Below are 24,770 nucleotides of genomic sequence, written 5' to 3' on the forward strand. Positions count from 1 at the left end.
GATGTTTTGTGGAATCTCAATGCTTCTGTATATTTTCCCTCTACACAAAACCATCACTGAATACGTTTAAACAAATTATAAAAAAAGCTGCCGTAGCAGCTATTTGGGTGTTTCTCAAATATTATTTGGGTACTGTTATCACAGAGAGTTTATCGACGCCCACCCTTTCAATGCCTGCTAATAATTTTGCTACTGTTCCATAAGGTACAGTCTCATCAGCGTTCAAGTTCAAGGCTAACTTCGGATTACTATCTTTACGTGATTGAATCTCCTGCTCGAAATTGGCAAGCGTCACTTTATCTTTATCAAGAAATATTTCACCCTGCGGATTGACACTAATCACTACTGCTTTGTTCTGGTCAGTTGACTGTGTCGGTGCAGCTTTCGGCAAATTCACTTTCACGGTATTGGTCAGTAAAGGCGCTGTAACAATAAACACGATAAGTAAAACCAACATCACATCCACCAAAGGTGTAATGTTAATATCACTGACGACATCATCGTCTTGAGAGGTAGAAATTGCCATTATGCAAATACTCCTTTCTCTTTCACTTCTTTTGTTGAAACGTCATTCACGACTGTATGGCCTGTCGTATTTTTAGTTTTAGTGGTGGATAACTGAAAGCCAGCTTTTTGATTTAAGCTCACAAAATCCGTAGCAAAGTCATCCAAGTCTGCACCAATGGTTTTGACTTTACGTACAAAGTAGTTATAAGCAAGCACCGCAGGTACAGCAACGGCAATACCAATCCCAGTTGCAATCAATGCTTCACCAATCGGTCCAGCGACAACATCCATACTTGCATTACCAGAATGTGCAATCGCTTGTAATGCATGGATAATCCCAAAAACTGTTCCGAATAAACCAATGAACGGCGCATTATTACCAATAGAAGCCAATAATGCTGAACCTTTCTCCAATTGGCGACGTTCAGTTAAAATTTGTTTGCGTAAATGGCGTTCCAATAAATCCTGTCGGCTCCAGCTATTTTGCAAATCATGATGTGTCTTTTCATCTGCTTCAATCAGCGTTTTAAAACCAGTATTTGCAATACGTGCTGCTGGTCCTTCACCCGCTTCCGATTTGGCCACAGCATCAGATAAATTTTTTGCTTTCCAAAACTCTTCCACAAAAATCTTACTTTGTTTACTTGCCCGTTGTGTTTGTATCACCTTAATAACAATCAATACCCAGGTCACAATTGAAAAAGCAACCAATAACCATATTGTCCCGTCATGGATCAATGAATTAATGTCAGTCATGAGAATATCCTCTTAATCTACAAAATTAAATTTATTTCGGTAATTGATAATGAATCGGAACATCGACCCAGCCTTCAACAGGGGTTTTACCTTTTAGGGCTGGTGAAAATTTCCATTGTTTTACTGTTCTGATGGCAGCGTTGTCTAATAGCTTTTTGCCACTACTTTGTTTGACACTGATAGTATCAGGACGACCATCTGCTAATACTTTGACTCGTAAAATCACAGAGCCTTCCCAACCGCGTTCCAATGCCTGCTCTGGATATTCTGGGGCAGGATTACTGAGATAACCTGCATAACCTTTCGCCTCAGTCACTGGAAGGTTGTCATCCACAGGCTTAACAGGTTCAACGGCTTTGTGAACGGGTTCAGATATCGCTTCTTTGGTCACCACAGCTTCTTCAACCTTTTGCGGTGTTGGCTGAGCAACTGCTTTTGCTACAGGCTTAGGCTGTTCCACAGTTTTCGGTAGGGGCTTGGGCTGTTCAATCTGTTTGGGTTTTTCCACAACTGGCGGAATTTTGGGCTTTTCTGTGATAGGCGGAATTTTAGGTTCAATCACTTTAGGCGGTTCTTCTGGTTTCACAATTTCAATCACCACTGGCTCTGGCTTATGAATTTCCAGAGTAGGTGTTGGCAAGTGTTTTGCGATATACCAAATTCCCAAATGTGCTGAAGCCACCGCAATAATTGCGATCAACAATTTATTGAATCGAGGTGGAACTACTTCACTAACCTCTGAAGAATATTGTGTAAACGGATCTGCTATATGGTTCGACCCTGATGCAGGCGCATAGTGTTCAAACAGCAATGCCCGTTTATGCGAGTTAAATATTAGGTCGCTCATAAGAAAGTAAACAGAATTAAAATATTGAATAAAAAATTGCACAAGTCATGCCAACAATATAAGTCTCTAATTTTTATAAATTTAATTTAAATTTTCCAAATGATTGATACTAAATATGTTGGTTTTCAAACAATGTGATGCTGTTCAAACAACAAGATCCCCCTGATATATCAAAGGGATCTAAATTTATTATTTTAATTTATATCCCGCCAAAGGCAGCACTTCCTCTGCTACACGATACGCTTCTTCCAAATGAGGGTTACTTGCTAAAATGAAATGCCCCACCCCAACATCAATATACTCTTGCAAACGTTCCGCAACCTGTTCATAGCTCCCCACTAAAATACAGTTTGGTCCACCCCGTACACTGGACATGCCTGCCCAAACATTTGGGCTCACAAATAGATCTTCAAAACGATTGCCTTGAGCCAAAGCCTGCTGACGTTTTGCTCCAACTGACTCAGTGTCTTTCCGTTCAAATACATTACCCTCAACCGCAGTGGTTTCATACATCTGTTTAAGTTCCTGAAAAGCCTGTTCTTGTGTTGGCCGTGCCAAAATATCAATGCGCATACCAAACTTTACTTTACGATTTGGCGTATTTTTCTCAAAAAATGCCTGTGCCTGTTCAATCACTTTTTTCTGCTGTTCAACAGGCTCACCCCATGTTAAATGAATATCCGCATGACGTCCTGCTACACGTAAAGCAGCCTCGCTTGCACCAGCCAGCCATAAACGAGGCACCTCATATTGATTCATCGGGTATTTTAATCCGCCCTGTTCGACGTGGAAAAACTTGCCATCGTAGTCAAAAGGAGCATGATGTGAATAACCTTTGACAAATTCCAAAAATTCATTGGTTCTAGCATAACGTTGGTCATGTTCAATAAAATCGCCGTAAGCACGTTGCTGTGCCCCGCCACCGCCTGAAATCACGTTCCATTCTACTCTTCCCTGACTTAAACGTTGCAAGCTGGCAGCCATTTGGCTGGCATAGGCAGGATGGATAAACCACGGTTGAATCGCAATCAACAGTCGCAGTCTTTTGGTCTCTCTTGCCAAAGCCGAAGCCAGCACCCAAGGTTCTTCCGTATGTGGAAAAGCAGGAATCAATGCACCATGAAAACCAACAATATCAGCTGCTTTTGCTACTTGTTCAACATAATCATAGTAGGCAAACAAATGGTCTTGATGTTGTGGTGCAACACGTTGTGGCGATTGAGTGGCTGAATTTAATTGATTCCATTCCCCACGGGTATGTAACTGATGTGCTCGACGACCATCCCCATGAACAGGGATTCTCCATAAAAACTCAACTGACATAATAGTTCTCAATAATTAAACATTTGACGATATCTGGATCGTTATTTATGTCATGAGCAGAAATCATGCCGTTTTTTATTTAATAAGTATTTAATGTAGCCTATTGTTTTATATATATTTCATCAAACAGGCCAAAAACATTATGTTGAAATTTCAACATTTAAATCCTTCAGCCTGTCTATTTTACAACACAACGTCTTTCATTAATCAGCAAAACTCTCGAATGAAAATTTAATTAATTGATTTATATAAAATAAATATTTTGGCTTGGTTCTTGCTCTATTCCCTTATATTTTTTAATTCATATGATGATATGCGTATTTTTTCTAGCTTATTTTTGAGTTTGAGTCTTTTAGGACTTGTCGCGTGTGATGCACAAAAGACCGAACAATCAACTCAAAATAAATCTGTTCAGCAACAGTTGCGTATTGCTGTCGTTGCCAATGGCACTTCGGGGACACTGGACTTTATTGGTGTACCACAGCTCATCTCACAAGACCCAATTTTTTTAAAGGAATTGAAGCAGCATAATATTGAGCTAAAGTGGGAACCCGTTACCACTGCTGCTGTTGCTACTTTAGTCAACGAAAGTTTTCTAAATAATAAAATTGATTTTGCTTTTTATGGCAATCTTCCTGCTGTGGTACTCAATGCAACAGGTGTTAGGACACAAATTGTGGTTCCTGGTGGAATTGGCAATAATGTCTATCTTATTGTACCTCCTGATTCACACGTCAAATCAATTGAAGACCTAAAAGGTAAAAAAATTGCTTTACATCGTGGTCGTCCTTGGGAAATTAATTTTGGTCAACTTATACAAAGCAAAGGATTACAACTCCAAGATTTTCAAATTGTTAATTTAAATCCTCAAGCTGGTGCTGCGGCACTATCAGCCAAAAGTGTTGATGCATTTTTTACTTTAAGTGATGCACTGACTTTACAGGATCGTCATCTCGGAAAAATTATCTGGTCTTCACAATCCCTACCCGCCGACTGGAAAATGCGTGCAGAGCTATGGGGGCGTAAAGATTATATTGACCAACATCCAGAAACCACGCAGTTACTTGCTGATGCGACTGTACGGGCTATGAATTGGGTATCACAACATCAAGATGAATTCCAGCAAAGTCAAACCAAGTTTGGTCAACCTCTTCGTGTGATTCAAAGAGAAAGCCAGAATACTCAAAGCACATGGCAACAGGATTGGTCACCTGTATATAAAGTTGATTTTCTTAAACAACATTATGCCAAAGTTATCGACCATGCTCTGAAAAATCAGCTCATTCAAACCCCAATCCAAGCAGATGAACTATTAAATCCAAAATTTACTAATCAAGCTATCCAAAACTTAAATAGCCAAGATCACCAGAATAAGCAAGGAGACTAGGCGATGAAAACGCTTGTTAATCCTGCCCTTGAAAAAGATACTATTGTACTTAAGCCTCCGCTATGGAAGAGGGTTTCAGCTGAGAAATTTTATTGGGTGCTTTCGCTGATTTCACCCTTAATCGCGTTACTCACTTGGCAATTCATTAGTTATTTGCAAATTTTCCCTACCCAAATTTTAGTACCGCCCCTATCCGTCTGGCATGCATTTATCGGTTTAATACAAAGTGGTGAACTACAACTGCATCTAAAGGATAGCCTTTCTCGGTTATTTTTTGGATTTTCTATTGCCACAATTAGTGCAATTGCGTTTGGTGTCGCCTATGGCTCAATCCGTACATTTCGCCATTACACTTTTATTTTATTTAATATTCTTTATCAAATTCCAATCTTTGTCCTCATTCCTATTTTTATTCTTGTTTTTGGGATTGGTGAATTATTTAAAATTTTACTTATCATTAAAGCCTGTTTTTTCCCAATTGCATTGGCAACATCCGACGCAGTAAAAAACATTCCAAAACAATATATTGAAATCGGTCAAATCTACAAACTTAAAACGCGAGCATGGCTCAAATACATCATTATTCCTTCAATTTTACCGCCTTTGATTAGTGGTTTACGAATCGCATTAGGTCGAGCATGGTTGATTTTAGTGGCAGTGGAATTACTTGCAGCAGGAACTGGCATTGGTCAAATGATGGAACTAGGCCGCCAAATGCTACGTCTTGATGTGGTCATGGTGGGTGTATTCATCACAGGTTTAATCGGGTTTATTCTCGATAAACTTTTACGTTTGCTGGAACAACGCTTTATATCTCCTGCTCTTAGTTCAAGAGGGAAATAATGTCTCAATCATCTACTTTAAAGCCTCTCTTGCAACAGCCTGTAATCTTGATACAAGGTCTAATACTTCCTATCTTATTGCTGGCTTTATGGCAATACAACTCGGGACTAGGTTCAAGTCAGGCCTATGCATTTGTCCCTTTACAACACATTTATTTTGCCTTTCTTCACTTGCTGGAAACCGGTGAATTATGGCTGAACACATGGGGCAGTCTAAAAAAAGCAGGATTAGGTTTTTTATTGGGTTCAACCGCTGGATTGTTTTTAGGTGCATTACTTGCCTATTCAAAAATTTTAAATGCCTTGGTTTCTCCGCTATTTAATAGTATTCGGCAAGTTCCATTGCTCGGTTTAACTCCATTAATTGCCTTGTGGTTTGGTAATGGCGAAGAAGCCAAAATATTTATCATTGCTCTCGCTTCTTTTTTCCCATTAGTGATCAATACATTTCAGGGACTTAGCCACTACGATAAAAAATACAGCGAAATCGCCCGTATGTATCAGTTTTCTTTCTGGCGTGAGTTTAAAAGAATACGCTTTCCACAAGCCTTACCGCACATTTTAACAGGATTAAATTTGGCAGTACCGTTTACATGGATTACCACCACAGCAAGTGAGCTGTTATTTAATGCAGGGGCTGGCTTAGGTAATCTCATGATGAAAGCTGAAATTAATGCCGAAATGGACATCCTGCTTGTATGTGCAATCACCGTCACAATCAGTGGCATTTTGATGACCACGTGTATCCACCTTATTTCAAAACGTTTATTGCAATGGCGCGCCTAGCCTTTGATCCCCAAATACGAGCAGGATTTTAATATGTCTTTTTCTTTACTCTCCATTAAAAAATTGAATAAATCATTTCAGCGTAATCAAAACGACCTAACTGTTTTAGATAGTATTCATCTCGACATTGAACAAGGAGAGTTTATTTCTATCGTTGGCAGTAGTGGCTGTGGAAAATCGACCCTACTCCGCCTGATTGCCGGATTAGATCAAGACTATCAAGGCGAGATTTTACTAAATCAGGTGCAAATACAAGGGACAGATTTAAAACGAGGATTAATTTTTCAGGAACATCGCTTATTGCCTTGGCTCACTGTTTCAGAAAATATCCATTTAGCACTGGAAGAAACAGACTTAAGCCGTTCAGAAAAAAATGCACGTGTTAAAGAGCATCTCGAAATTGTAGGGCTTACTGGATTTGAAAATGCTTACCCCCATGAACTTTCTGGCGGTATGGCACAACGCGTTGCCATCGCACGTGGACTCGTCAATAAACCTGATATTTTACTTTTAGATGAACCGTTTGGTGCATTAGATGCCATGACCAGGAGTCATTTGCAAGCTGAACTGCAACGCATCTGGCAACATGAAAAAATCACTATGATTTTGGTAACACATGATATTGAGGAAGCCGTATATCTAGGTGACCGCGTCATTGTGATGTCTGCTCGCCCAGGAAAAATTAAGGAAATCATTCAAATTCCTTTGGCTCATCCACGACATAAAGATAGTGAGAGCTTATTCAATTTTAGAAATCAGGCACTCCACATGCTAGATCACACAGCATAATTAAATCGAATATTGATCGATATTAATGTGATTTAGAAAACAGATGATATCGTGATATTAATACACTTATTTTATATTATTTAGGAGCTTCATCATGGGTTTATCAATTTGGCATATTTTATTATTTGCTGTGATCGTCATTTTATTATTTGGCACGTCTAAACTTAAAAATTTGGGTAAAGACTTAGGGGGAGCAATTAAAGACTTTAAGGACTCGGTTAATCCAGATGATCAGAAATTATTATCAAACCAACAATACAAAGATCTCAACTCATTAGAATCACATAATGAGAAAAATCCAAGGCATGAGTGATTTATTCTAATGTTTAATATTAGTTTTGGGGAGTTATTTGCTTTTGCTGTGATTGCACTGATTATTTTAGGACCTGAAAAGCTTCCTCAAGCACTAAGAACTGTATTGCTAAAATATAGAGCAGTTAAAAATCAAATAAATAAAATTCAAAATGATCTGGAAAATGAACTTGAATTAATAGAACTAAAAAGAATCATGCAAGAAGAGTTGCAAAAAATAAAGCAAAATGAAGAACAACTCAAACAACAACTTGCTCAAATGCAGCAAGATATCGAAAGTGTACAGAAATCAACTATTACAGCCGTAGCTAAAGCTGATTCTCCTTTTACCCCTTATTCTTTTTATCCGTTTTCCAGTCCTGGGTTGAAAGCACCTTTTTTAAGTCACTCAATATCATCACATATCTTAAGAGAGGATCAGGCCGTATGAGCGAACAAATTACCAGTGAAACATTCACCAGAATGAGATATAGCGAGCATTTAAAAGAATTAAGAAAGCGTTTGATCTATAGCATTACTGCTGTTATTGCTATTTTTTTACTGTTATTACCCCTCGCCCAACAAAACTATCATTTTCTTGCTCAACCTTTAATCTCTTTGCTTCCTATACATTCCACCATGATCGCAACGGATGTAATGAGTACATTTTTAGCACCGTTCAAACTCAATATTTATCTGGCAGTTCTAGTCAGTATCCCTTTCATTTTGTATCAGTTTTGGCAATTTGTTGCTCCTGCTTTATACCAAAATGAGAAAAAATTGGGAATTGCTTTAGCACTTTCCAGTATTTTTTTATTTTATCTCGGTATCTTATTTGCATATGGCCTGATTTTACCGCTTGCCTTAAAGTTCTTTGTATTGGCTTCACCTGAAAATGTATTACCGATGACCGATATCAACAGCTATCTGGATTTCTGTCTAAAACTTTTTTTGGCTTTCGGCTTAGCATTTCAAATTCCAATTCTTACTTATATTCTTATTTTTATTGGTATTTTATCTATTCATCAGCTTGAACAACACCGTAAACATATCATCGTGTTTTTCTTCTTTATTGCAATGTTTATTACTCCTCCAGACGTCTTTAGTATGCTTGCTCTTGCCGTCCCTATGTGGCTATTATTTGAATTGGGTTTATGGATCACAAAACTAACCACAATAAAAAAAGAACATCCATAGGTCAAAGATGGATGTTCTAGAAAAGAAATATTTTTCGTCTAGGCAATTTCATTTTCATTCTTATTATTAGGTAATAAGTTATAGCGAGAGAGAAGGTTACGTAGAACATTACGTGAAAGGCCTAACATTTTTGCAGTCTTGACCTGATTATTCCAGCAACTTGAAAAAGCTGTTTTTACAATCTTATCTTCAATAATATGCCAAGCTTCACCATCATATTCCTGAAATAAACGCTTCAGGATATCTTCAAATTCTTGAATCAAATCATTGTCGGGTAAAGCTGCTGAACCACCCTCTTCTGAAAATCTTAGATGTTCAATATCAATGGTTTTCCCACCGCTAATGAGTAAAGCGTAATGAATATTGTTTTCTAATTCACGAATATTACCCGGCCAACTATAATTTAGCAGCGCATTTCGAGCGCGATCGCTAATGTTTGGTTTTGATGTAATGAGCTTTTGCGAATATGAATTTAAGAAAAAATCGACCAAAGGTAAAATATCGCCCTTACGTTCCCGTAATGGCAGAATATTCAGCACCACGACATTCAAACGATAGTATAAATCTAGCCGAAACTTGTTTTCTGCAACCGCCTTACGCAAATCCACATGTGTACCAGACAAGATCCGTACATTGATAGGAATCGGTTTTCTTCCCCCCACACGTACCACTTCTTTTTCTTGTAATACGCGTAATAGTTTGACTTGCAAAGATAGTGGCAACTCGCCTACTTCATCCAGAAATAAAGTTCCACCGTCTGCCGTTTCAAAAATGCCGGGTCGAGTTTTGTTTGCACCTGTAAATGCACCAGCTTCATAACCGAATAACTCTGACTCAGCCAGTGTTTCTACCAAAGCCCCACAGTTCACAGCAAGAAATGGCTTGTTTTTACGGTCGCTTTTTAAATGAATTTCACGTGCAATCAGCTCTTTACCAGTACCAGATTCACCTTGAATAATAACACTGGCAGAGCTTGGAGCTATAGTCTCCACCTGATTTAACAACTTACGGGAGTTTTGATCTGAGAAAATAATTGCTTTTGCTCGAATTGGTTTTATAGGTACCCCATTATCTGGCAAAGTAATTACTTTATAATCATTATCCAAATAGGATTTCATAATTAATCCTTTAAATAGATTAGGATGATATTAAAATAGAATAGTACAATCCAATTACAAAGCTGATAAATAACAATTACAGATATTTAATCCTAAATTTAAATAGTTTTCTTTAAGCATGCATTTTATAAATTTATCATCAACATAATCTCACTTTTATGCCATGTTGTTTTTTAAACAAAATATAATATTTTCTGATCAAATATAGACATCTAAACTAAATACGATGACCTAATTGTTTATTTTATATAACATTAAGGTTTGGCACTTATTTTGCTCTTTATTTTAAATTTTCCAAATGGACGAAATAATGAGCATCGAATTTGTAGGCATGGTTTTTCCAAATCAATGGTCAGAAACAAAAGGTACACGGGTTGGTCATAAAATTGACCTCGAATATTTACGTTATCATGCACGGGCACATGAATATGCGGGGTTTGATAAAGTTTTAATTGCCAATGGACCCAGTGCGCCTGAGAGTAGCCAAATTGCAGCTTACCTTGCCCAACATACTGAACAACTCGGTTTTATGATTGCTCATCGTCCTGCTTTAATGACTCCAAATCTTGCAGCTCGAACATTTGCGACGCTTGACCATACTACAGGTGGGGGCCGCATTCGTTTACATGCAATTACGGGTATTACAGCAGAACCTCAGGAAGGTGACTCTATTATTGATAAAATTCAACGTTATGAACGGACCAGTGAATATCTTGAAATTGTGAAAGCACTTTGGAAGAGTGATGAACCCTTTAGTTACTCCGGCAAATATTTCCAACTTGAAAATGCTTTTTGCCCATTAAAACCAGTTTATGGTTCTATTCCTATTTCCTTCGGAGGTTCTTCAGATATTGCTTACGATATTGCAGTTAAACATGCTGATCTATATTCCTTATGGGGTGAACCACTTTCTGGGGTAAAAGAGCAAATTAACAAGTTAAAAAAAGCTGTTGAACGTGCTGAAAAACCTCAACCACGTGTGAGTTTATCGGTACGATTAATCATTGGAGCAACAGAAGAGCTTGCATGGAAACGTGCAGAAACTATTTTATCTGATATTCAAAAAAACCCGCTGTTCCAAAATAATGGTTCGGTCACAGGACATAAAATTAAAGGTGTTGGATCTCAACGGTTATTGGCCGCAGCACAGCAAGGTGATCGGCATGATCGTGCATTATGGATGCCAACAGCAACTGCCGTTGGTGCTTATGGCGATACCACGGCATTAGTAGGAACACCAGATACTATTATTGAAGCATTACTTGACTATGTAGACTTAGGGATTACTACTTTTTTGAACCGTGGTTATGATCCTATTTACGACACTGTCGATTATGGACGTTATATTATTCCTGCTGTTCGACAGGAAGCTGAAAAACGAAAACAGCACATTGCCTAAACCTTTTTGAAATGGATGTAAAACGCCACTTTAGTCAATCGTCTAAAGTGGCATTCTTTTATTTAATATCGGGCTTACAAATAGATTGAATTTTTTGTCCTGCAATCACTTTTTTAGCAAAAGGAATCGAGTCTTTGAGAGATGCATTAACTGTTTCACTATGCCCTAAACCATAATATAAATGCCCTTCTACGGTCGTTCCAGCCTTACATGCATCTGCAACCAGTTTAACTTGAGTGCGTGCATCGGGTGTGCGGTCATTTGCACCTGTCCCAATAAACAAGGGGTGATTAATTTTTAAGGTTGGGTAATATCCATAGGCATTTGCTTGTTGCTCCTGTAATGCTTTATAGCGTTCAGGAGGATTGGGTTGTAAAGCTTGAGCAGGTGAAAGCCCAGCAGACTGAATGTCGCCCATAAAACTTGACAGGCACGCGTTACGTGCTTGTTCAACCAAAGGTACAGCCGCAGGCGTAAATACATCTTCGGTTTTGAGATCAGGAGCAAGACTCTGCGTCACCAGAAAACTATAAATATTATATGCCAGTGAAGGACTCACCTCATATGGATTGAGTTTGAGTTGGTTGTCTGCTGGAGTCGCATTTGGATCACGATAAATTACGCCTGTTCCAATCGACCCTTTAATTTTTAATTCAGGTGCGTAGGTTGCGGAGTAAGATGAAGTCGCAACTGCAGCGGCTCCTCCTTGTGACTGCCCCACAATTACAAAATTATTTGAAAGCGGGAGTTGAGTTTGTAATGCGGCTCGTCCACTGTCCAATACACTATATGCTAGCATTGGTACATTAATTAATAAATGTGGGCCTGCGACTCCCAGACCTTCATAATCGGTTGCAACAACAGCAAACCCTTCTTGTAACCAGCGATTTAGATATTGAACATCTCGATATGAACGGCCATTCCATGACGGTGCACATGCATCAGCCAATCCAACTGTACCATGTGCCCACAGCACAACAGGCCAACCGCCTTTTGGTGGTGTACCTTTTGGTAAATGGATACTTCCTGAAACAATCACAGGTGTTTTACTGTCTTTACCACTGGTAGAACTGTATAAAATTCGTATGGCCTGACTGTCATTATCTAAACGAATATACGGGTTAGTGATAGTTTCAGTTTTCAGTAGGACTCCGGGGCGTTCCGGAATATCTTTCTTCCATGTGTAGAATTCTGAAACACGGCCATCTCCATATTTTTCTTGAGGTTCTGGCGGTACTTGTGCTGCTGTGAATGTGCTACTCAATACAGCACAGCTCAAAGCTGAGCGACATAATAATTTTGATAATGTATTCACTTTTATCATGATCCTTTAGTTAAAATCGATTGAACAAAGATTTGGAATGGCTTCATCATTTAAGGCCTGACGTGCAAAATTCAGTGCATCAGGTAGAGAACGGGGAACAGCTTCACTGTGACCACGCCCATGATATAAATGAGCTTGAACTGCGGTGCCTTGAGCACAGGCATCCTTGACTAACGCCATTTGGTTACGTGCATCCGGGGTTTTATCTTCAACTCCCGTTCCAATAAAAACAGGATGCTTAATTTTCAAGGTGGGATACTGTGAAAATTGCTGCTCAAAAGTGCGCTGTAAAGTCAGGTATTTTTCAGAGGGGTACTCCAGCAGAGCATCAGCAAAACTAAGTTGTTCAAAGGCAACATCTGAAAAAATTTGACCTACGCATTGAGAACGTGAATGCTCCACCAAAGCTGCAGCTTTTTCTGTAAAAACATCGGTTGTTTTTAGGCTCGGATCATATTGTTGCAATACATGAAAACCCAAAATTTGATAAGCTAACGCAGGATTGGGTATTTGACGATTTGCAATGTTTAAGGTGGCTTGTTTACTTTGCTTCGGTTTATAAATAACACCCGTTGCAATAGTGCCTTTAATATTTAAGTCAGGGGCATACTTTTCAGAATACGATGCAGCACCAAATGCAGCCGCACCCCCTTGAGATTGACCAGCAATGATAATTTTATTGGCAATTTTAGGATTTGCTTTTAAAGCGGCACGTGCGCTATCCAAAATATTAAAAGACAACTGCGGAATATTGATTAATAAATGCGGTCCTCCAACGCCTAATCCCTGATAATCTGGTTCAACAATCGCATAACCTTGTTTTAACCATTGATTGAGATAATACGCATTACGATATACCCGTCCTGACCATGAGGGTGCGCATTGATCTGCCAGACCAACTGTACCATGTCCCCAAACCAATAAAGGCCATCCCCCTTCAGGCGCTTGCCCCTTAGGAATGAATAATGAGCCTGAAACAAGTGTGGTAGACCGACTATCTAATCCATTAGTAGATGAAAATAAAATGCGGTATTGCTCCTGACTTTCAGCCAATCGAATCCCTTCATCAAGAGGTTCAATGCGCAACAATAATCCAGGATGTTGGGGAATTTTTTCATTCCATTCATAAAATGCTGAGAGAACTTTATCGCCATACAACGAATTTGGTTGAGAGTGTTCAACAGGTACTGGAAGTGCCTGTACCTGCTGTAAGCCAAAACCAAGCAATCCTCCCACCATGAATTTTCTAATCATGTGCATAATCATTGCTCGGTTGACTTAAAAATCGTAACTTACACGGCCATATAGATAGGTTCCATAAGCCCCCTCTGGTGAGTTAAAGCTATATTTCACAACACCATAGGGTTGAGAAGATATCGTGGTATCCGGGTGACTGTTAAATAAGTTATTTGCCCCTAAGTTAAATTTAAGTCCTTTAAGAACACGATCAGCTTTATAGCCAATATCCAGATCAGCAATCCATTGTTCACTAAAAGTTTGATCCAGACTTGCAGATGAATTACTTAAAATTTTCCATTTCCCATAACGGCGTACTCCGGTATTTACACTCCACGTGTCATTGCTCCATAACACACTTAAAGTGGTTTTACTGGTGGGTGCTGCAGACTCAATCAAGCTACTGGTGTTACGTCCAGCAATTAAAGAAGACGATAATATCTGGCCTGTTGATGTCACAGCATCACGTTCTTCCGTGATTTCATTCTTATTGACTGCAAATCCAAGATTAAAGCCTAAATCACCGTATTTATCCAAATTCACATCGTGTTTAATTGCTAATTCAGCCCCACGGGTACGGGTATCCAGTAAATTATTGAAAAATGCCGCATTATTGATATTTTCGTAGGCTGTACCAGCAAATGCATTGGTCAAAACACTGCCTGTAATATTGTCAGATAATAAAATTCGGTTATGAATATCTATTTGGTAGGCATCTAATGTAAGCGAGGTTTGCTCCCACGGTTTCCACACGAATCCAAGCGAGTAATTGGTCGATTTTTCTGGTTTCAGTTCACTTCCACCTAAAAGACGTGCAGCCTCACTGCCTGCGGCAAGAGTACGTTGCTGTACATCGTGATAGACGCCCGATCCTGTTGTAGTTTCAACAGCTTGTACGCTATAGGTTGAATACCCCAGTTGCGTCAATGAAGGAGCGCGATAACCTGTGCTTGCCGATCCTCTTAACGTAATTTTAGGGTTAAAATCATATTTGAGTGTAAGCTTACCGTTGGTGGTATTACCAAAATCGGAATATTTTTCACTCCGCAAAGCCACGCCTACATTTAATTTATCAATTAAATCTGCTTCTAAATCGAGATATGCACCGTAAACATTACGATCAATTGTACGTTCATCTTCAGCAGTGATTCCTGCATAAATTTCAGGTGCTGTATTTACATTGTAATAAGGACCACGTGTATAGGCGATAGGATCTCCCGCGAGTTGCTTATATTCCTCCCATCGATAGAGCCCACCTGTCGACACGGTTAAAGGGCTATGTAACCACGAAATCGCCAGATCACGACTATAATCAAGCCCTGTATTAATTTGAGTAAAAATATTATTCCCTAACGAATACGTTGATGCAGAATCAGGCCCATAACTTGGATTAATGCCATTTTCCTGTTCACTGTGTACTTTATTTCGACCATAGGTCACAAAGCCATCTAGTTTCCCTGTTTTTTGTTCTCCTTTTTTAGCACCCGCAGTAATCGCAAAATCATCCACTGTTACAATGCTAAGCGGAATGCGACCATCGGGATAACGGGCTTTGTAGTACGCAGATTGGTTGACAGTACTGGTAGACGAAGGCGGTTCATAAAAGTTTTCGCCCGTTGTTTCTCGGTGTCCATATGTGCCAAAGCTGTATAAAGAGACATCATCGGTTAATGGCAAATCTGCGTTGTAACTTAAATTAATTTGATCTTTAATCTCAGGGGCACCAAACTTCCATTTACGGTATGGCGTTGTGGTTTCCGTGTATTGCGCATCTGGACTACTATTCGATGTATAAAACGTTCGTGTATCCGGATTTGTACTGTTTGCGGCAGCACGCTTACCTGCATCAAACGCCAGAGTCAGACTTCCATCATTAGGTAAAGAAAATCCCGTCCATCCTGTAATTTTGTGCTGTTCCCCATCTCCTTGCGTATATCCACCCGCTTGATAACTGACACCGCCCCCTGAGTCTTTGGATTTTAAAATAATATTGACCACCCCTGCGATTGCATCTGAACCAAACTGTGCAGCCGCTCCGTCGCGCAAAATCTCAACACGTTCAACCGCACTGATTGGAATAAGACTTAAATCAGTGCCTGCTGAACCACGTCCTCCCGCAAAACTCTGACGTGTAAAATAAGCAGAAGTATGACGACGTTTTCCATTAATCAAAATAAGCGTTTGATCAGTAGAAAGCCCTCTCAGAGCAATGCCAGGTGCGACTGATGCAGAAAATCCTCCTGCGGGTGTACTCGGCAAGGTAGCAGAAGAAGATAATTTAGATAATGCCTTCGCAAGATCGGACTCACCTGTCTGCTGAAGTTGTTGAGGTGAAATCAGATCGACGGGAGCAGGCGCCTCCAATGCGCTCTTTACGGCTCGGCGTGACCCTGTAATCACAACCGATTGTAAAGTAATCACATCCTCTTCTGTCTGAACAGGCGTTTGTTGTCCATTAGCAACAGCAATAGAAGTTGCTAAAACACTTAAGGCAAACAGCGAAGATTTTATAACAAATGGTTTTAACGTTTTATTCATTGGTTTCCCCTTAAAGATGCCTCTTTTAGAGCAAACGCAATGCCAATATTTTTAAGTATAAAAATCAAATGTTTAAAATTTTACTGATATGTTTTTTGTTTTTATAGGAACACTTTTTAGATAAATTGTTTGAAAAGTAACTTTTTAATTTTTTCCTTTTTATCCCAGAGAGTTGTACTTTTATCACCCTCTGGAACACCATTAAATTGAAGAAAAGGCTATTTAACAGCGTTATTTTGCTTGCCCACTGCGAAAAAATCTAAAATGAAATGGGACAAGGCTTGTTCACCAATAATTAAAACTGAATCATCTACCTGAAAAAAAGGAGAATGATTGACGGCTTTTTTAGGATCAATTTTCTGAGGTGTTACGCCCATTCCAAACGAAACCGCAGGTATATATTTTGCGTATTCCCAAAAATCATCACCATGATAACCACTGACTGTATTTAATTGAAATGATGTTCCATATTGCTTTGCCAAAGTTTCTAAAATGGGTTGTAAACGTTTAGAAAGTTCCGGCTGATTATAACCTGCTGGCCAATCATGCGGATCAATAAAAAAATGTCCTGTTCCCCCATAGGCAAGTGGAAGGGTTTCAATTAATTTTTGCATTTTCTGCAAAACAATGGCTCGCTGATCATTGGATTTTGTGCGTAGCGTACCTTCAATAGTGACCTGCTCAGGAATAATATTATGCTTGGTTCCCCCTGAAATTTGGCCAAAACTGATAATCGGCGCAGGGGCATTGACCAAATCGATCTGTCGACTTGGAATTAACTGAAGTGACGAAATGACCTCTGCCGCAATCTGAATAGGATCGACCCCATTCCAAGGCGAGGCCGCATGAGCCTGTTTCCCCTGAATCGTAATTTTGAACCGGTCTGAGCTCGCTGCAGCGATGCCCTGAGTCAGACTTAAACTTCCTGCTTGCCCTGCTCCGACATGCAACATAATGATCGCATCAGGTTTCGGTGCTGTTAAAACTCCTTCTTTAATCATGAGTTTAGCACCACCTTCTTCATTTTCTGGTGGACCTTCTTCTGCGGGCTGAAAAATAAATTTTATGGTGCCACGTAATTCATCTTTATGCTTTGAAAATGCGTCAGCGACAGCCAGTAACATCACAATATGACTATCATGACCGCAAGCATGCATTACATCTACCTGTTGATGATTCCATTGTGTTTTTACGGTAGAGGCAAAACTCAGTCCGGTTTGCTCTTTAATCGGTAATGCATCAAGTTCAGCACGTAAGGCAATAACAGGACCAGTATGTTTTCCTTTTAACGTAGCGACCACTCCAGTTTTTGCAATTCCTGTTTGTACCTCTAGGCCCAGCTTTGTTAAATACTCAGCAACCAATTGACTGGTCTCATATTCCTGATTTGCCAATTCAGGATGAGCATGAATTTTATGCCTTAGCTGAATTAATGTGGGTTGAATTCGGATAAGGTCTTGGTCAATGTTTTGCTGTAAATGCCTAAATGCAATTGAGGTGGTGGGTTCACTGGCACTTGAAAAAGTGCTGACCAACATCAAGATAACTGCCACTAAATAATGAGCATGCCTTTCTTTGCAATTCATATTTCAGTTCTATTCAATTCAAACAAGGAAACTTGCAAAGTAAAGACCATTATTTTTATTAATTAAAATCATATAGTTATATTTTTCAACACATGCTTGATTGTTGAAATTCAGACAGTTACTGTAAAAAACTGTTGATTTGTTCACTAGATTATCACTGCTTTTTTTGCCAAAAAGCAGTTCATGATGAACTGCTTCCATTTAATTGGTGGTTTAAATATGATTGATACAATTGATAATAGTTGCCTTGCTGACTTAAGAGTTGTTGATGTGTACCTTGTTCAACCACGGTTCCATTTTCAATCACTGCAATTTTGTCTGCTTCCTTAATTGTACTCAGCCGATGCGCAATGACAATACAGGTTCGATTTTGACATAATCGTCTTAGTGCATATTGAATTTTCTGCTCGGTATAAATATCAATTGCAGAAGTTGCTTCATCTAAAATTAAAATAGTTGGGTCTGCCAGATAGGCTCTAACCAGACAAACCAACTGGCGTTGTCCATGGCTTAAATTTGCTCCCAATGTTCCAACTTGCGTCAAATATCCATTTGGAAGCTGACTCAAAATTTCATCTGCCCCTAATTCTTCAATCGCCTGAACCAGTAGCCGATCCGTTGCTTCGGGTTTTACCAAACGTAAATTATCTAAAATCGTTCCACTAAACAACACATTATCCTGAAGTACAATACCCACATGCTGACGTAAACTGGCTTGATCAATTTCGTCGAGAGGATATCGATCCAAGTAAATTTGTCCCGCTTGAGGTTGATAAAACCGTGTCAGAAGTTGTACAACTGTACTTTTTCCATGTCCTGTAGGCCCTACAATTGCAATAACCTGTCCAGCTTCAATTGTAAGACTAAACTGGTTTAACACAGGCTTGGTGGTATATGCGAACTCAACATTATGAAAACGGATATGTCCGTTAAGCTGATCAAGTTGATGCGCATAGGGTTTATTTTGTATCGTCGGTTGAGTGTCCAACAATAAAAAAATACGCTGGGCACATGCTGTACCATTGGCAAATCTTTCAAACAAATCCGTCATTTCTTGTAAGGGTGCCAAAAATAAGAACACATAAAAAATGCATTCTGCAAACTGCCCGATGGTAATATTCCCTTCACTGAGTGCATAACTGCCAATCACAAGAAACGCGGCGGTTGCCAGAGTAGAAAGCACACCTGTAAATGGCGCAAACCAACTGGTCCGCTTACTGCCATAGATAATTGATTGATTAAAATCATTTAACAACTGTTGATAATGCCGCTGATTTTGTTCTGCATAATTTAATTGCTGAATAATTTTTGCACCATTTACAGTTTCAACTAAATGTGCGGTAAAACGACTTCGCTCCTCAGCAACACGCCCCCAATGCTTTTGAGACGAGCGTTTAAAAAAAACGGTGACCAACAGCAAAACTGGAATAACCGCAAATAAGCACCAGAAAAAAGGTGGATAAATAATCCAAAGCAAAATAGAGGCTAATCCACAGCGTAAAATAGCAGAGAGTAATTCAGGTGGTCCCTGTATTAACACTGGTTCAAGGACATCTACATCACTGTCTGCACGAGAAATAATTCGCCCAGCTTTCGTTCGATCAAAATATCCGATACTCAACGTTTGAATGTGTGCAAACAACCGACACCGCAATGCATTTAGTACTTTTAAGCCGGCTAAACCCGAAAGGTATTTGGATGCACCCGCCAGAGCAAATCGTGCAATCCAGCTCAAGCTCAATATCAGCAAGGCGATAGCAAGTACATTCCAATTTAAAACCAAACGTTCTACATGTTGAGTAAATCCATGATCAAGAATATATTTGATGACCCAAGGGCGAATAAAAATGCTGATCACTTGAAAAAATTCCACAAGAACTACTGCAAGCAATAAGTACCTTACGGGATACACTAACGGCGCTAGTTTTTTGAACATACTCCGATGAATAGATGTTTTTGCCAAATATTCTTCAAGTTGTAGGTCATTCATTTTTCTTGTGAATGTTTGTTCCTGTTTTAAAGCGTGACTCATGGTGTCACCTCTTGGTAGGACGTATTAAATGCCGCACCTGTGATCTGGTCATCTTGATTGAATCCCATCAATTCCCGATAAAATGAACAATGTGCCAACAATTCATGATGAGGCCCTTGTGCAATAATTTCACCATTATTCAACACTATAACGCGATCAGAAAGCGCAATCGTGGTCTGTTTATTTGAATTAATTATCAGAGTTTTCTGGTGACTATGAATCGAAGATTGAGTTAAATTTTCAAGTACATTACGCTCAGTGGTTGCATCCAGAGCACTGGTCGAATCATCAAGGGCCAATACAGGTGAGTTTTTCAAAATCGCGCGAGCCAAAGCAATACGCTGTTTTTGCCCTCCTGAAAGCGTGACACCACGATCTCCAATAACTGTATTTAGACCATGTTCAAGTCGTTGAATAAGTTCAAGCGCTGAGGCTAATTCTAACGCATTAAGCAAATCGGCCTCAGTTGCATCAGGTTTTGCAACTCTTAAGTTTTCAGTCAATGTTCCAGAAAAAAAGAAATTTTCCTGAGGAATAATTTGAATCAATGCTCTTAAATCATTGAGTTTTAGCTGATTAAGATCAACCCAGCCATGTTCATCTGAACCCATCAAAATGCGGCCTTCGGTCTGATCTACAAAACGATTTAACAAGTTCATTAATGTGGTTTTACCTGAACCTGTTTTACCGACAATCGTGACGATTTCACCGGCACGAAATTCGGTAGAACACTGCTTCAAAATATATTTCTGAGTTTCAGGCACAAAAATACTGACATTTTCAAGCCGAATGTGAATGTTCAAATTAGAGGTTATTGCTCCTGTACCATCCACAATCTGTGCTTTCTCATCCAACATTTGCCAAATACGGGTTGCCGAAGAACGGGCATCGGCAAAGATTTTTAATACTTGGCCTATGCTCTCAATCCTAAAAACCAAAAGATTAGCCATCAAAACTGCTGCAATAAACTCACCCACTTGGAGTTGCTGTTGGCCTATCAAATAGGCACCGAACCCAATCACCCAAAGATAAGAACAGGCAATAATGACTTGAGGAATCGGTAAGCGCTGAGCACTGGTTTTAATTGCAATCCGTGAATGTTCAATGAAATGATCAATGGCCGTAGAAAAACGAAATTGCAATAAAGCTTCTAGCCGAAATGCTTTAATTACCCTTACCCCATTCACACTTTCAGCTAACGTATCACTGACCTGTTCATAGGCATGAGCCACCTCATGATCAAGATGAACCATATGAGTCGTCAGTTTAAACAACACGGCTAAACCCAATACGATAAACAATAGCGGGATAATACCTAGCCATAATTGATACCAACACAGTAAGCCTACAGTCGCGATCACCACGAGGGTTGATTCAAAAACTTGACGCCAAAAGTTGATTAATGCTTCTTTTAATTTATCGGAGTCACGTGTACTTCTCGACAGAACTTCGCCTAAACCATGTTTCCAATGCCATGAAATATCTAAATGTTGAACCTGACTAAAAATTTTCTCTCTTAAAATCGTCAGTAAATGCTGTCCAATACTTAACGCGCTCAACCCTGCAAGATACTGAACTGCTGCACGAATCACCGCAATGCAGGAAAGTAGAATGAACCAGAACCACGGATTGAGAGGATCTGACCACGCATGTTGAAATAAAGTCGCAGGATGACTGTGCTTTAAAGTGTCGATGGCATGACCAATCGAATATTGCTGAATCGCCAATCCTAAATTTGCAACAATAAATAAAAAGGCCGTTAAACCAAACCGAAATGGCATAAATCGATACAATGCCAAACTACGTAATAGAGGGTAATCTTTCAACATAAAAACAGAATCATTGCGATTAATCTTCTGCCTACTGCGAGAAGCATGCCAGTTTAAAAGCAACAATAAAAAAAAATTAATTCTATGTTTTTAAATAAAATTTTTAATTCTTTAAGCATTTGTATGTTGATTTAAAAGCAGTCTTCCAAATTTTATGTTGCGATTTCAACAGATATTCAGATAAACACATAAAAAAATGAGATATAAAAAAATTGTATTAATTATCAACAGTTTATTAATTGGCATTAATTTTGCTCTATCGTAGCAAACTAATCAAAGGATGTTGTTATGAGTACACTTACTCCAAGTCGCCTAAATACTCTGTGGTATACCCGTTGTCCTGTACCAACAGGTTTGGGGATTGCCATTCAAAAAGGATGGTTCAATGAAAAATTTAAAACACAAGGAATCGAAATAAAATCGATCCGTGAATCTAATTCAAAGGATATTCGTAACTCTCATTTTAATCATACACTTGAAAATTCTGTACGGCATGGTGGCAGCATTCCTGCGATTTGGGCCTATGCTTCTGGTCAAAAAACCAAAGTGATTGGTTTATCTTGGGCAGATGAAGTGCAATTACTACTGACTCGCTATGATTCCAACATCAAATCTGTTGCCGATTTAAAAGGTAAACGTTTTGGGCTTCCCCTCAATCAAGATGCTCTCATTGATTTCTCACGCGCTCAAGCCATTCGTGGCTTAGAAAATGCCTTAAAGACAGTAAATTTGAAGGTGAGTGATCTTGAGTTAGTTGATTGCTTAAGAGCAGATATTTTAGCAGCACAGCAACTTCATTCCGAAGAAAATGACTCAAGTTTTTATGGCAATCGCAATAAACTCAATGCAAGTGCTGAAATTGTGGCGCTGATCAAAGGTGATGTCGATGCGATCTTTTTAAAAGGAGCGCATGCAGCGCAAATTGCTGATGATTTTGCGTTACATACCATTATTGATATTGGTTCACATCCAGACCCGATCCTACGCTCTAATAATGGTACTCCTCGCACGCTGACAGTAGATGAAGATTTTTTAACTCAATATCCAGAACAAGCCCAATCTATTGTCGATGCTGTTTTGCAAGCAGAACATTGGGCACATACGCATGCAGATGAAACCCATCGTTATCTCGCAAAGGAATGCAATAGTAGTGAACAATGGGTTCATGCAGCCTATGGTGCAGATGCGCATCTAAAACTAAATACCAACTTTGATGAAATTTCGATTGTTGCCTTACAGGATTTAAGTGATTTCCTCTATCGCTGGAACTTTATCCCTGCTCAAATCAATGTTCGTGAATGGCTTGCCCAAGACATTTCTATTCAAGCTCAAGTAGCATAATGATTTAAAAAAGGTTGTCATGATGACAACCTTTTTTAAACTTGATTTTATGAATTAACATGCGTTAGGTAAGAAATAGAATACTCAGAAACGTCATCCGCATTTGTTTGAGACAGGCTTCCGTAAACAAAGTATTATTTCTGCGGCTCATCAATTAACTGGTGGTAGTCAACGAATTTTGCGGATTTTAGGCTGCTTTAGTCGCAGCTCAGATTTTGCTTACTTTTTCCGAATGAAAAACCACGTTTCGCAAGATAGGTCGAGCCGATGGCTTATCCTGAAAATGGACGAGAACTCGGCAAGACTCCATCAAGATATTTATTTTCAATATGTTATAAAAATATTTAACTCAAACTCAGCCTAATTAAATTTAGTCACATTCTGTGCCTGTTTCTTTAACAGTACAGAATTATATTCACCTGGCGGAATATTATTTAAATAATAATTTCCAACATGATATAGACGCCAACGAATAGGATCATGCGTGGTGTGTGTCCGTGCATTACGCCAAAAACGGTCAAGATTCCATTTCGATAAGGTCGAACTTGCTCCCAGTAATCCAAAAATTTCGCTCGATATTTTTAAGGAAGCATGATCAGACTGACTCCGTGTAGCAGCTACAGATAAAATCAGTTCTGTTTGTAAATCCTCATCTGTCACGTTGGCTAAATGCTGTTCAAATATTTCTGCCGAACGATCCAGTAAAGCTTCTGCCGAACGAACTAAAACAGCAAATTCACCGATTTGTTTGATGATATGCGATTCATGTGTCGGTGAATCCACTCCACTTTCAACCCAAGGACGTGCATGATGTTGTAGATAATCAATCCCGCCCTCTAATGCGCCTTTTGCAATACCAGTATCCATAGCAGCATGTAAAATCTGGGGCCAAGTCAAACCCGTACGTAAAACAGTTCCTAAACCACCTGTATTACGTTTGGCAATATACCGTTCATCAACAATCACATCTTTAAAATTGACAGTGCCACTGACACTATTATTTTGTCCCATTGCATCCCAATCATCCAGTAACTCGACACCCTGCGTATCACGATGAATTAAAATTGAGACAGGTCCATCCTCACTGCCCGCAAATAAAGAAATCCATTCTGCCAATAAAGAACCCGTAGAATAAAATTTACTGCCATTTAGAATCAATTGACCATGTGCATTTCGTTCTACCCTTGTTTTGTGATGAAATTTATCTTTACCTCCCACTTCTGCAAGTGCATTGCCTAAACGCTTACCACTTAAGACATCACGAAGCAATTGATCGCGGATTTCATCTTCATAACCCGTCAAAATTCCTCTAAACATAGTGAAATGAATCTGCAACAACTGCCCTACACCACCATCTGCGGAAGAAATAATTTTTACCACATTGACCAATGTTGGAATACTGGCACCTAAACCACCAAATTGTTTAGGAACAATAATGGCGGATAAACCAGCTTCCGAAATCAAACGCGCCTGTTCATAAGGTATTGTCTTATTATGGGCAGGGTTTTGAGCAAATCGAGTCAGTTGTTTTGCGACGTCCTTTGCAACCTCAAGTGCTTCTTGATCGCTTTGAATATGTCGTATGCTGCCCAATTCTAAAAAATTGTGCGGATGAATATCGTTCATGTTTAACTCCAGAACA

The 24,770-nt window shown here is 39.2% G+C and carries 21 protein-coding genes; 9 read left to right on the forward strand and 12 right to left on the reverse strand.

What is annotated here, in order from left to right; translation table 11 throughout:
• Nucleotides 1-121: 121 nt before the first annotated feature.
• The 4 genes from IAE20_RS05245 to IAE20_RS05260 form a co-directional block, all read right to left on the reverse strand.
• Nucleotides 122-526, reverse strand: coding sequence for an ExbD/TolR family protein (locus tag IAE20_RS05245; RefSeq protein ID WP_200481376.1), 405 nt, complete (start codon nucleotides 524-526; stop codon nucleotides 122-124).
• The gene (locus tag IAE20_RS05250; RefSeq protein ID WP_200459767.1) at nucleotides 526-1,263 is read right to left on the reverse strand and encodes a MotA/TolQ/ExbB proton channel family protein; all 738 of its coding nucleotides are present in this window, start codon (nucleotides 1,261-1,263) and stop codon (nucleotides 526-528) included. The genes IAE20_RS05245 and IAE20_RS05250 overlap by 1 nt, the downstream gene beginning before the upstream one ends.
• Before the next feature lie 31 nt (nucleotides 1,264-1,294).
• Nucleotides 1,295-2,110: an energy transducer TonB gene (locus tag IAE20_RS05255; RefSeq protein WP_200481377.1), complete on the reverse strand. Its 816-nt coding sequence runs from the start codon at nucleotides 2,108-2,110 to the stop codon at nucleotides 1,295-1,297.
• A 189-nt stretch (nucleotides 2,111-2,299) separates the two neighbouring features.
• Entirely contained in the window at nucleotides 2,300-3,433 is a 1,134-nt protein-coding gene (locus tag IAE20_RS05260) for an LLM class flavin-dependent oxidoreductase (protein ID WP_200459769.1), read from the reverse strand.
• Between the two features lie 313 nt (nucleotides 3,434-3,746).
• Between IAE20_RS05260 and IAE20_RS05265 the strand changes: the two genes are divergently transcribed.
• The 7 genes from IAE20_RS05265 to tatC all read left to right on the forward strand — a co-directional run bounded on the left by IAE20_RS05265 (nucleotide 3,747) and on the right by tatC (nucleotide 8,725).
• Nucleotides 3,747-4,820 (forward strand): ABC transporter substrate-binding protein, encoded by a 1,074-nt coding sequence (locus IAE20_RS05265; RefSeq protein WP_200459770.1) that lies wholly within the window; start codon nucleotides 3,747-3,749, stop codon nucleotides 4,818-4,820.
• Nucleotides 4,821-4,823: 3 nt separating this feature from the next.
• On the forward strand, nucleotides 4,824-5,663 hold the full coding sequence (locus IAE20_RS05270; RefSeq protein WP_200459771.1) for an ABC transporter permease: 840 nt from the start codon (nucleotides 4,824-4,826) through the stop codon (nucleotides 5,661-5,663).
• On the forward strand, nucleotides 5,663-6,448 hold the full coding sequence (locus IAE20_RS05275) for an ABC transporter permease (RefSeq protein ID WP_200459772.1): 786 nt from the start codon (nucleotides 5,663-5,665) through the stop codon (nucleotides 6,446-6,448). Before IAE20_RS05270 ends, IAE20_RS05275 begins: the two co-directional genes overlap by 1 nt.
• Nucleotides 6,449-6,481: 33 nt before the next feature.
• Nucleotides 6,482-7,237, forward strand: coding sequence for an ABC transporter ATP-binding protein (locus IAE20_RS05280; RefSeq protein ID WP_200459773.1), 756 nt, complete (start codon nucleotides 6,482-6,484; stop codon nucleotides 7,235-7,237).
• Between the two features lie 94 nt (nucleotides 7,238-7,331).
• Complete coding sequence (locus IAE20_RS05285; protein ID WP_200459774.1) at nucleotides 7,332-7,550, forward strand: Sec-independent protein translocase subunit TatA; 219 nt, start codon at nucleotides 7,332-7,334, stop codon at nucleotides 7,548-7,550.
• A gap of 9 nt (nucleotides 7,551-7,559) precedes the next feature.
• Complete coding sequence (gene tatB / locus IAE20_RS05290; RefSeq protein WP_200481378.1) at nucleotides 7,560-7,979, forward strand: Sec-independent protein translocase protein TatB; 420 nt, start codon at nucleotides 7,560-7,562, stop codon at nucleotides 7,977-7,979.
• Nucleotides 7,976-8,725, forward strand: coding sequence for a twin-arginine translocase subunit TatC (gene tatC / locus IAE20_RS05295; protein WP_200459776.1), 750 nt, complete (start codon nucleotides 7,976-7,978; stop codon nucleotides 8,723-8,725). The genes tatB and tatC overlap by 4 nt, the downstream gene beginning before the upstream one ends.
• Nucleotides 8,726-8,763: 38 nt before the next feature.
• Here the strand turns inward: tatC and IAE20_RS05300 are convergent, their stop codons facing one another.
• Nucleotides 8,764-9,843 (reverse strand): sigma-54 interaction domain-containing protein, encoded by a 1,080-nt coding sequence (locus IAE20_RS05300; RefSeq protein ID WP_200459777.1) that lies wholly within the window; start codon nucleotides 9,841-9,843, stop codon nucleotides 8,764-8,766.
• A 310-nt stretch (nucleotides 9,844-10,153) separates the two neighbouring features.
• Between IAE20_RS05300 and IAE20_RS05305 the strand changes: the two genes are divergently transcribed.
• Complete coding sequence (locus IAE20_RS05305) at nucleotides 10,154-11,242, forward strand: LLM class flavin-dependent oxidoreductase (protein ID WP_200481379.1); 1,089 nt, start codon at nucleotides 10,154-10,156, stop codon at nucleotides 11,240-11,242.
• A 58-nt stretch (nucleotides 11,243-11,300) separates the two neighbouring features.
• On the opposite strand, the gene IAE20_RS05310 is transcribed toward IAE20_RS05305, so the two are convergent.
• The 6 genes from IAE20_RS05310 to IAE20_RS05335 form a co-directional block, all read right to left on the reverse strand.
• Nucleotides 11,301-12,557, reverse strand: coding sequence for a lipase family protein (locus IAE20_RS05310; RefSeq protein ID WP_413784481.1), 1,257 nt, complete (start codon nucleotides 12,555-12,557; stop codon nucleotides 11,301-11,303).
• A 15-nt stretch (nucleotides 12,558-12,572) separates the two neighbouring features.
• The gene (locus IAE20_RS05315; protein WP_200459779.1) at nucleotides 12,573-13,820 is read right to left on the reverse strand and encodes a lipase family protein; all 1,248 of its coding nucleotides are present in this window, start codon (nucleotides 13,818-13,820) and stop codon (nucleotides 12,573-12,575) included.
• Between the two features lie 24 nt (nucleotides 13,821-13,844).
• The gene (locus tag IAE20_RS05320; RefSeq protein ID WP_200481381.1) at nucleotides 13,845-16,340 is read right to left on the reverse strand and encodes a TonB-dependent receptor plug domain-containing protein; all 2,496 of its coding nucleotides are present in this window, start codon (nucleotides 16,338-16,340) and stop codon (nucleotides 13,845-13,847) included.
• A 218-nt stretch (nucleotides 16,341-16,558) separates the two neighbouring features.
• Complete coding sequence (locus IAE20_RS05325) at nucleotides 16,559-17,926, reverse strand: amidohydrolase (protein WP_227610762.1); 1,368 nt, start codon at nucleotides 17,924-17,926, stop codon at nucleotides 16,559-16,561.
• A gap of 181 nt (nucleotides 17,927-18,107) precedes the next feature.
• Nucleotides 18,108-19,958, reverse strand: coding sequence for an ABC transporter ATP-binding protein (locus tag IAE20_RS05330; protein WP_200481382.1), 1,851 nt, complete (start codon nucleotides 19,956-19,958; stop codon nucleotides 18,108-18,110).
• Nucleotides 19,955-21,787 carry an ABC transporter ATP-binding protein gene (locus IAE20_RS05335; protein WP_200481383.1) on the reverse strand — a complete coding sequence of 611 codons (1,833 nt, stop codon included), beginning with the start codon at nucleotides 21,785-21,787 and terminating at the stop codon, nucleotides 19,955-19,957. The genes IAE20_RS05330 and IAE20_RS05335 overlap by 4 nt, the downstream gene beginning before the upstream one ends.
• Nucleotides 21,788-22,075: 288 nt before the next feature.
• On the opposite strand from IAE20_RS05335, the gene IAE20_RS05340 reads away from it, so the two are divergent.
• A complete protein-coding gene (locus tag IAE20_RS05340; protein WP_200459783.1) occupies nucleotides 22,076-23,128 on the forward strand; it encodes an ABC transporter substrate-binding protein in 1,053 nt (350 codons plus the stop codon).
• Between the two features lie 360 nt (nucleotides 23,129-23,488).
• Here IAE20_RS05340 and IAE20_RS05345 read toward each other — a convergent pair whose 3' ends face one another.
• Nucleotides 23,489-24,754: an acyl-CoA dehydrogenase family protein gene (locus IAE20_RS05345; protein ID WP_200459784.1), complete on the reverse strand. Its 1,266-nt coding sequence runs from the start codon at nucleotides 24,752-24,754 to the stop codon at nucleotides 23,489-23,491.
• Between the last annotated feature and the right edge of the window lie 16 nt (nucleotides 24,755-24,770).

It is taken from the genome of Acinetobacter sp. S54, from assembly GCF_016624945.1.
Lineage (GTDB): Bacteria > Pseudomonadota > Gammaproteobacteria > Pseudomonadales > Moraxellaceae > Acinetobacter.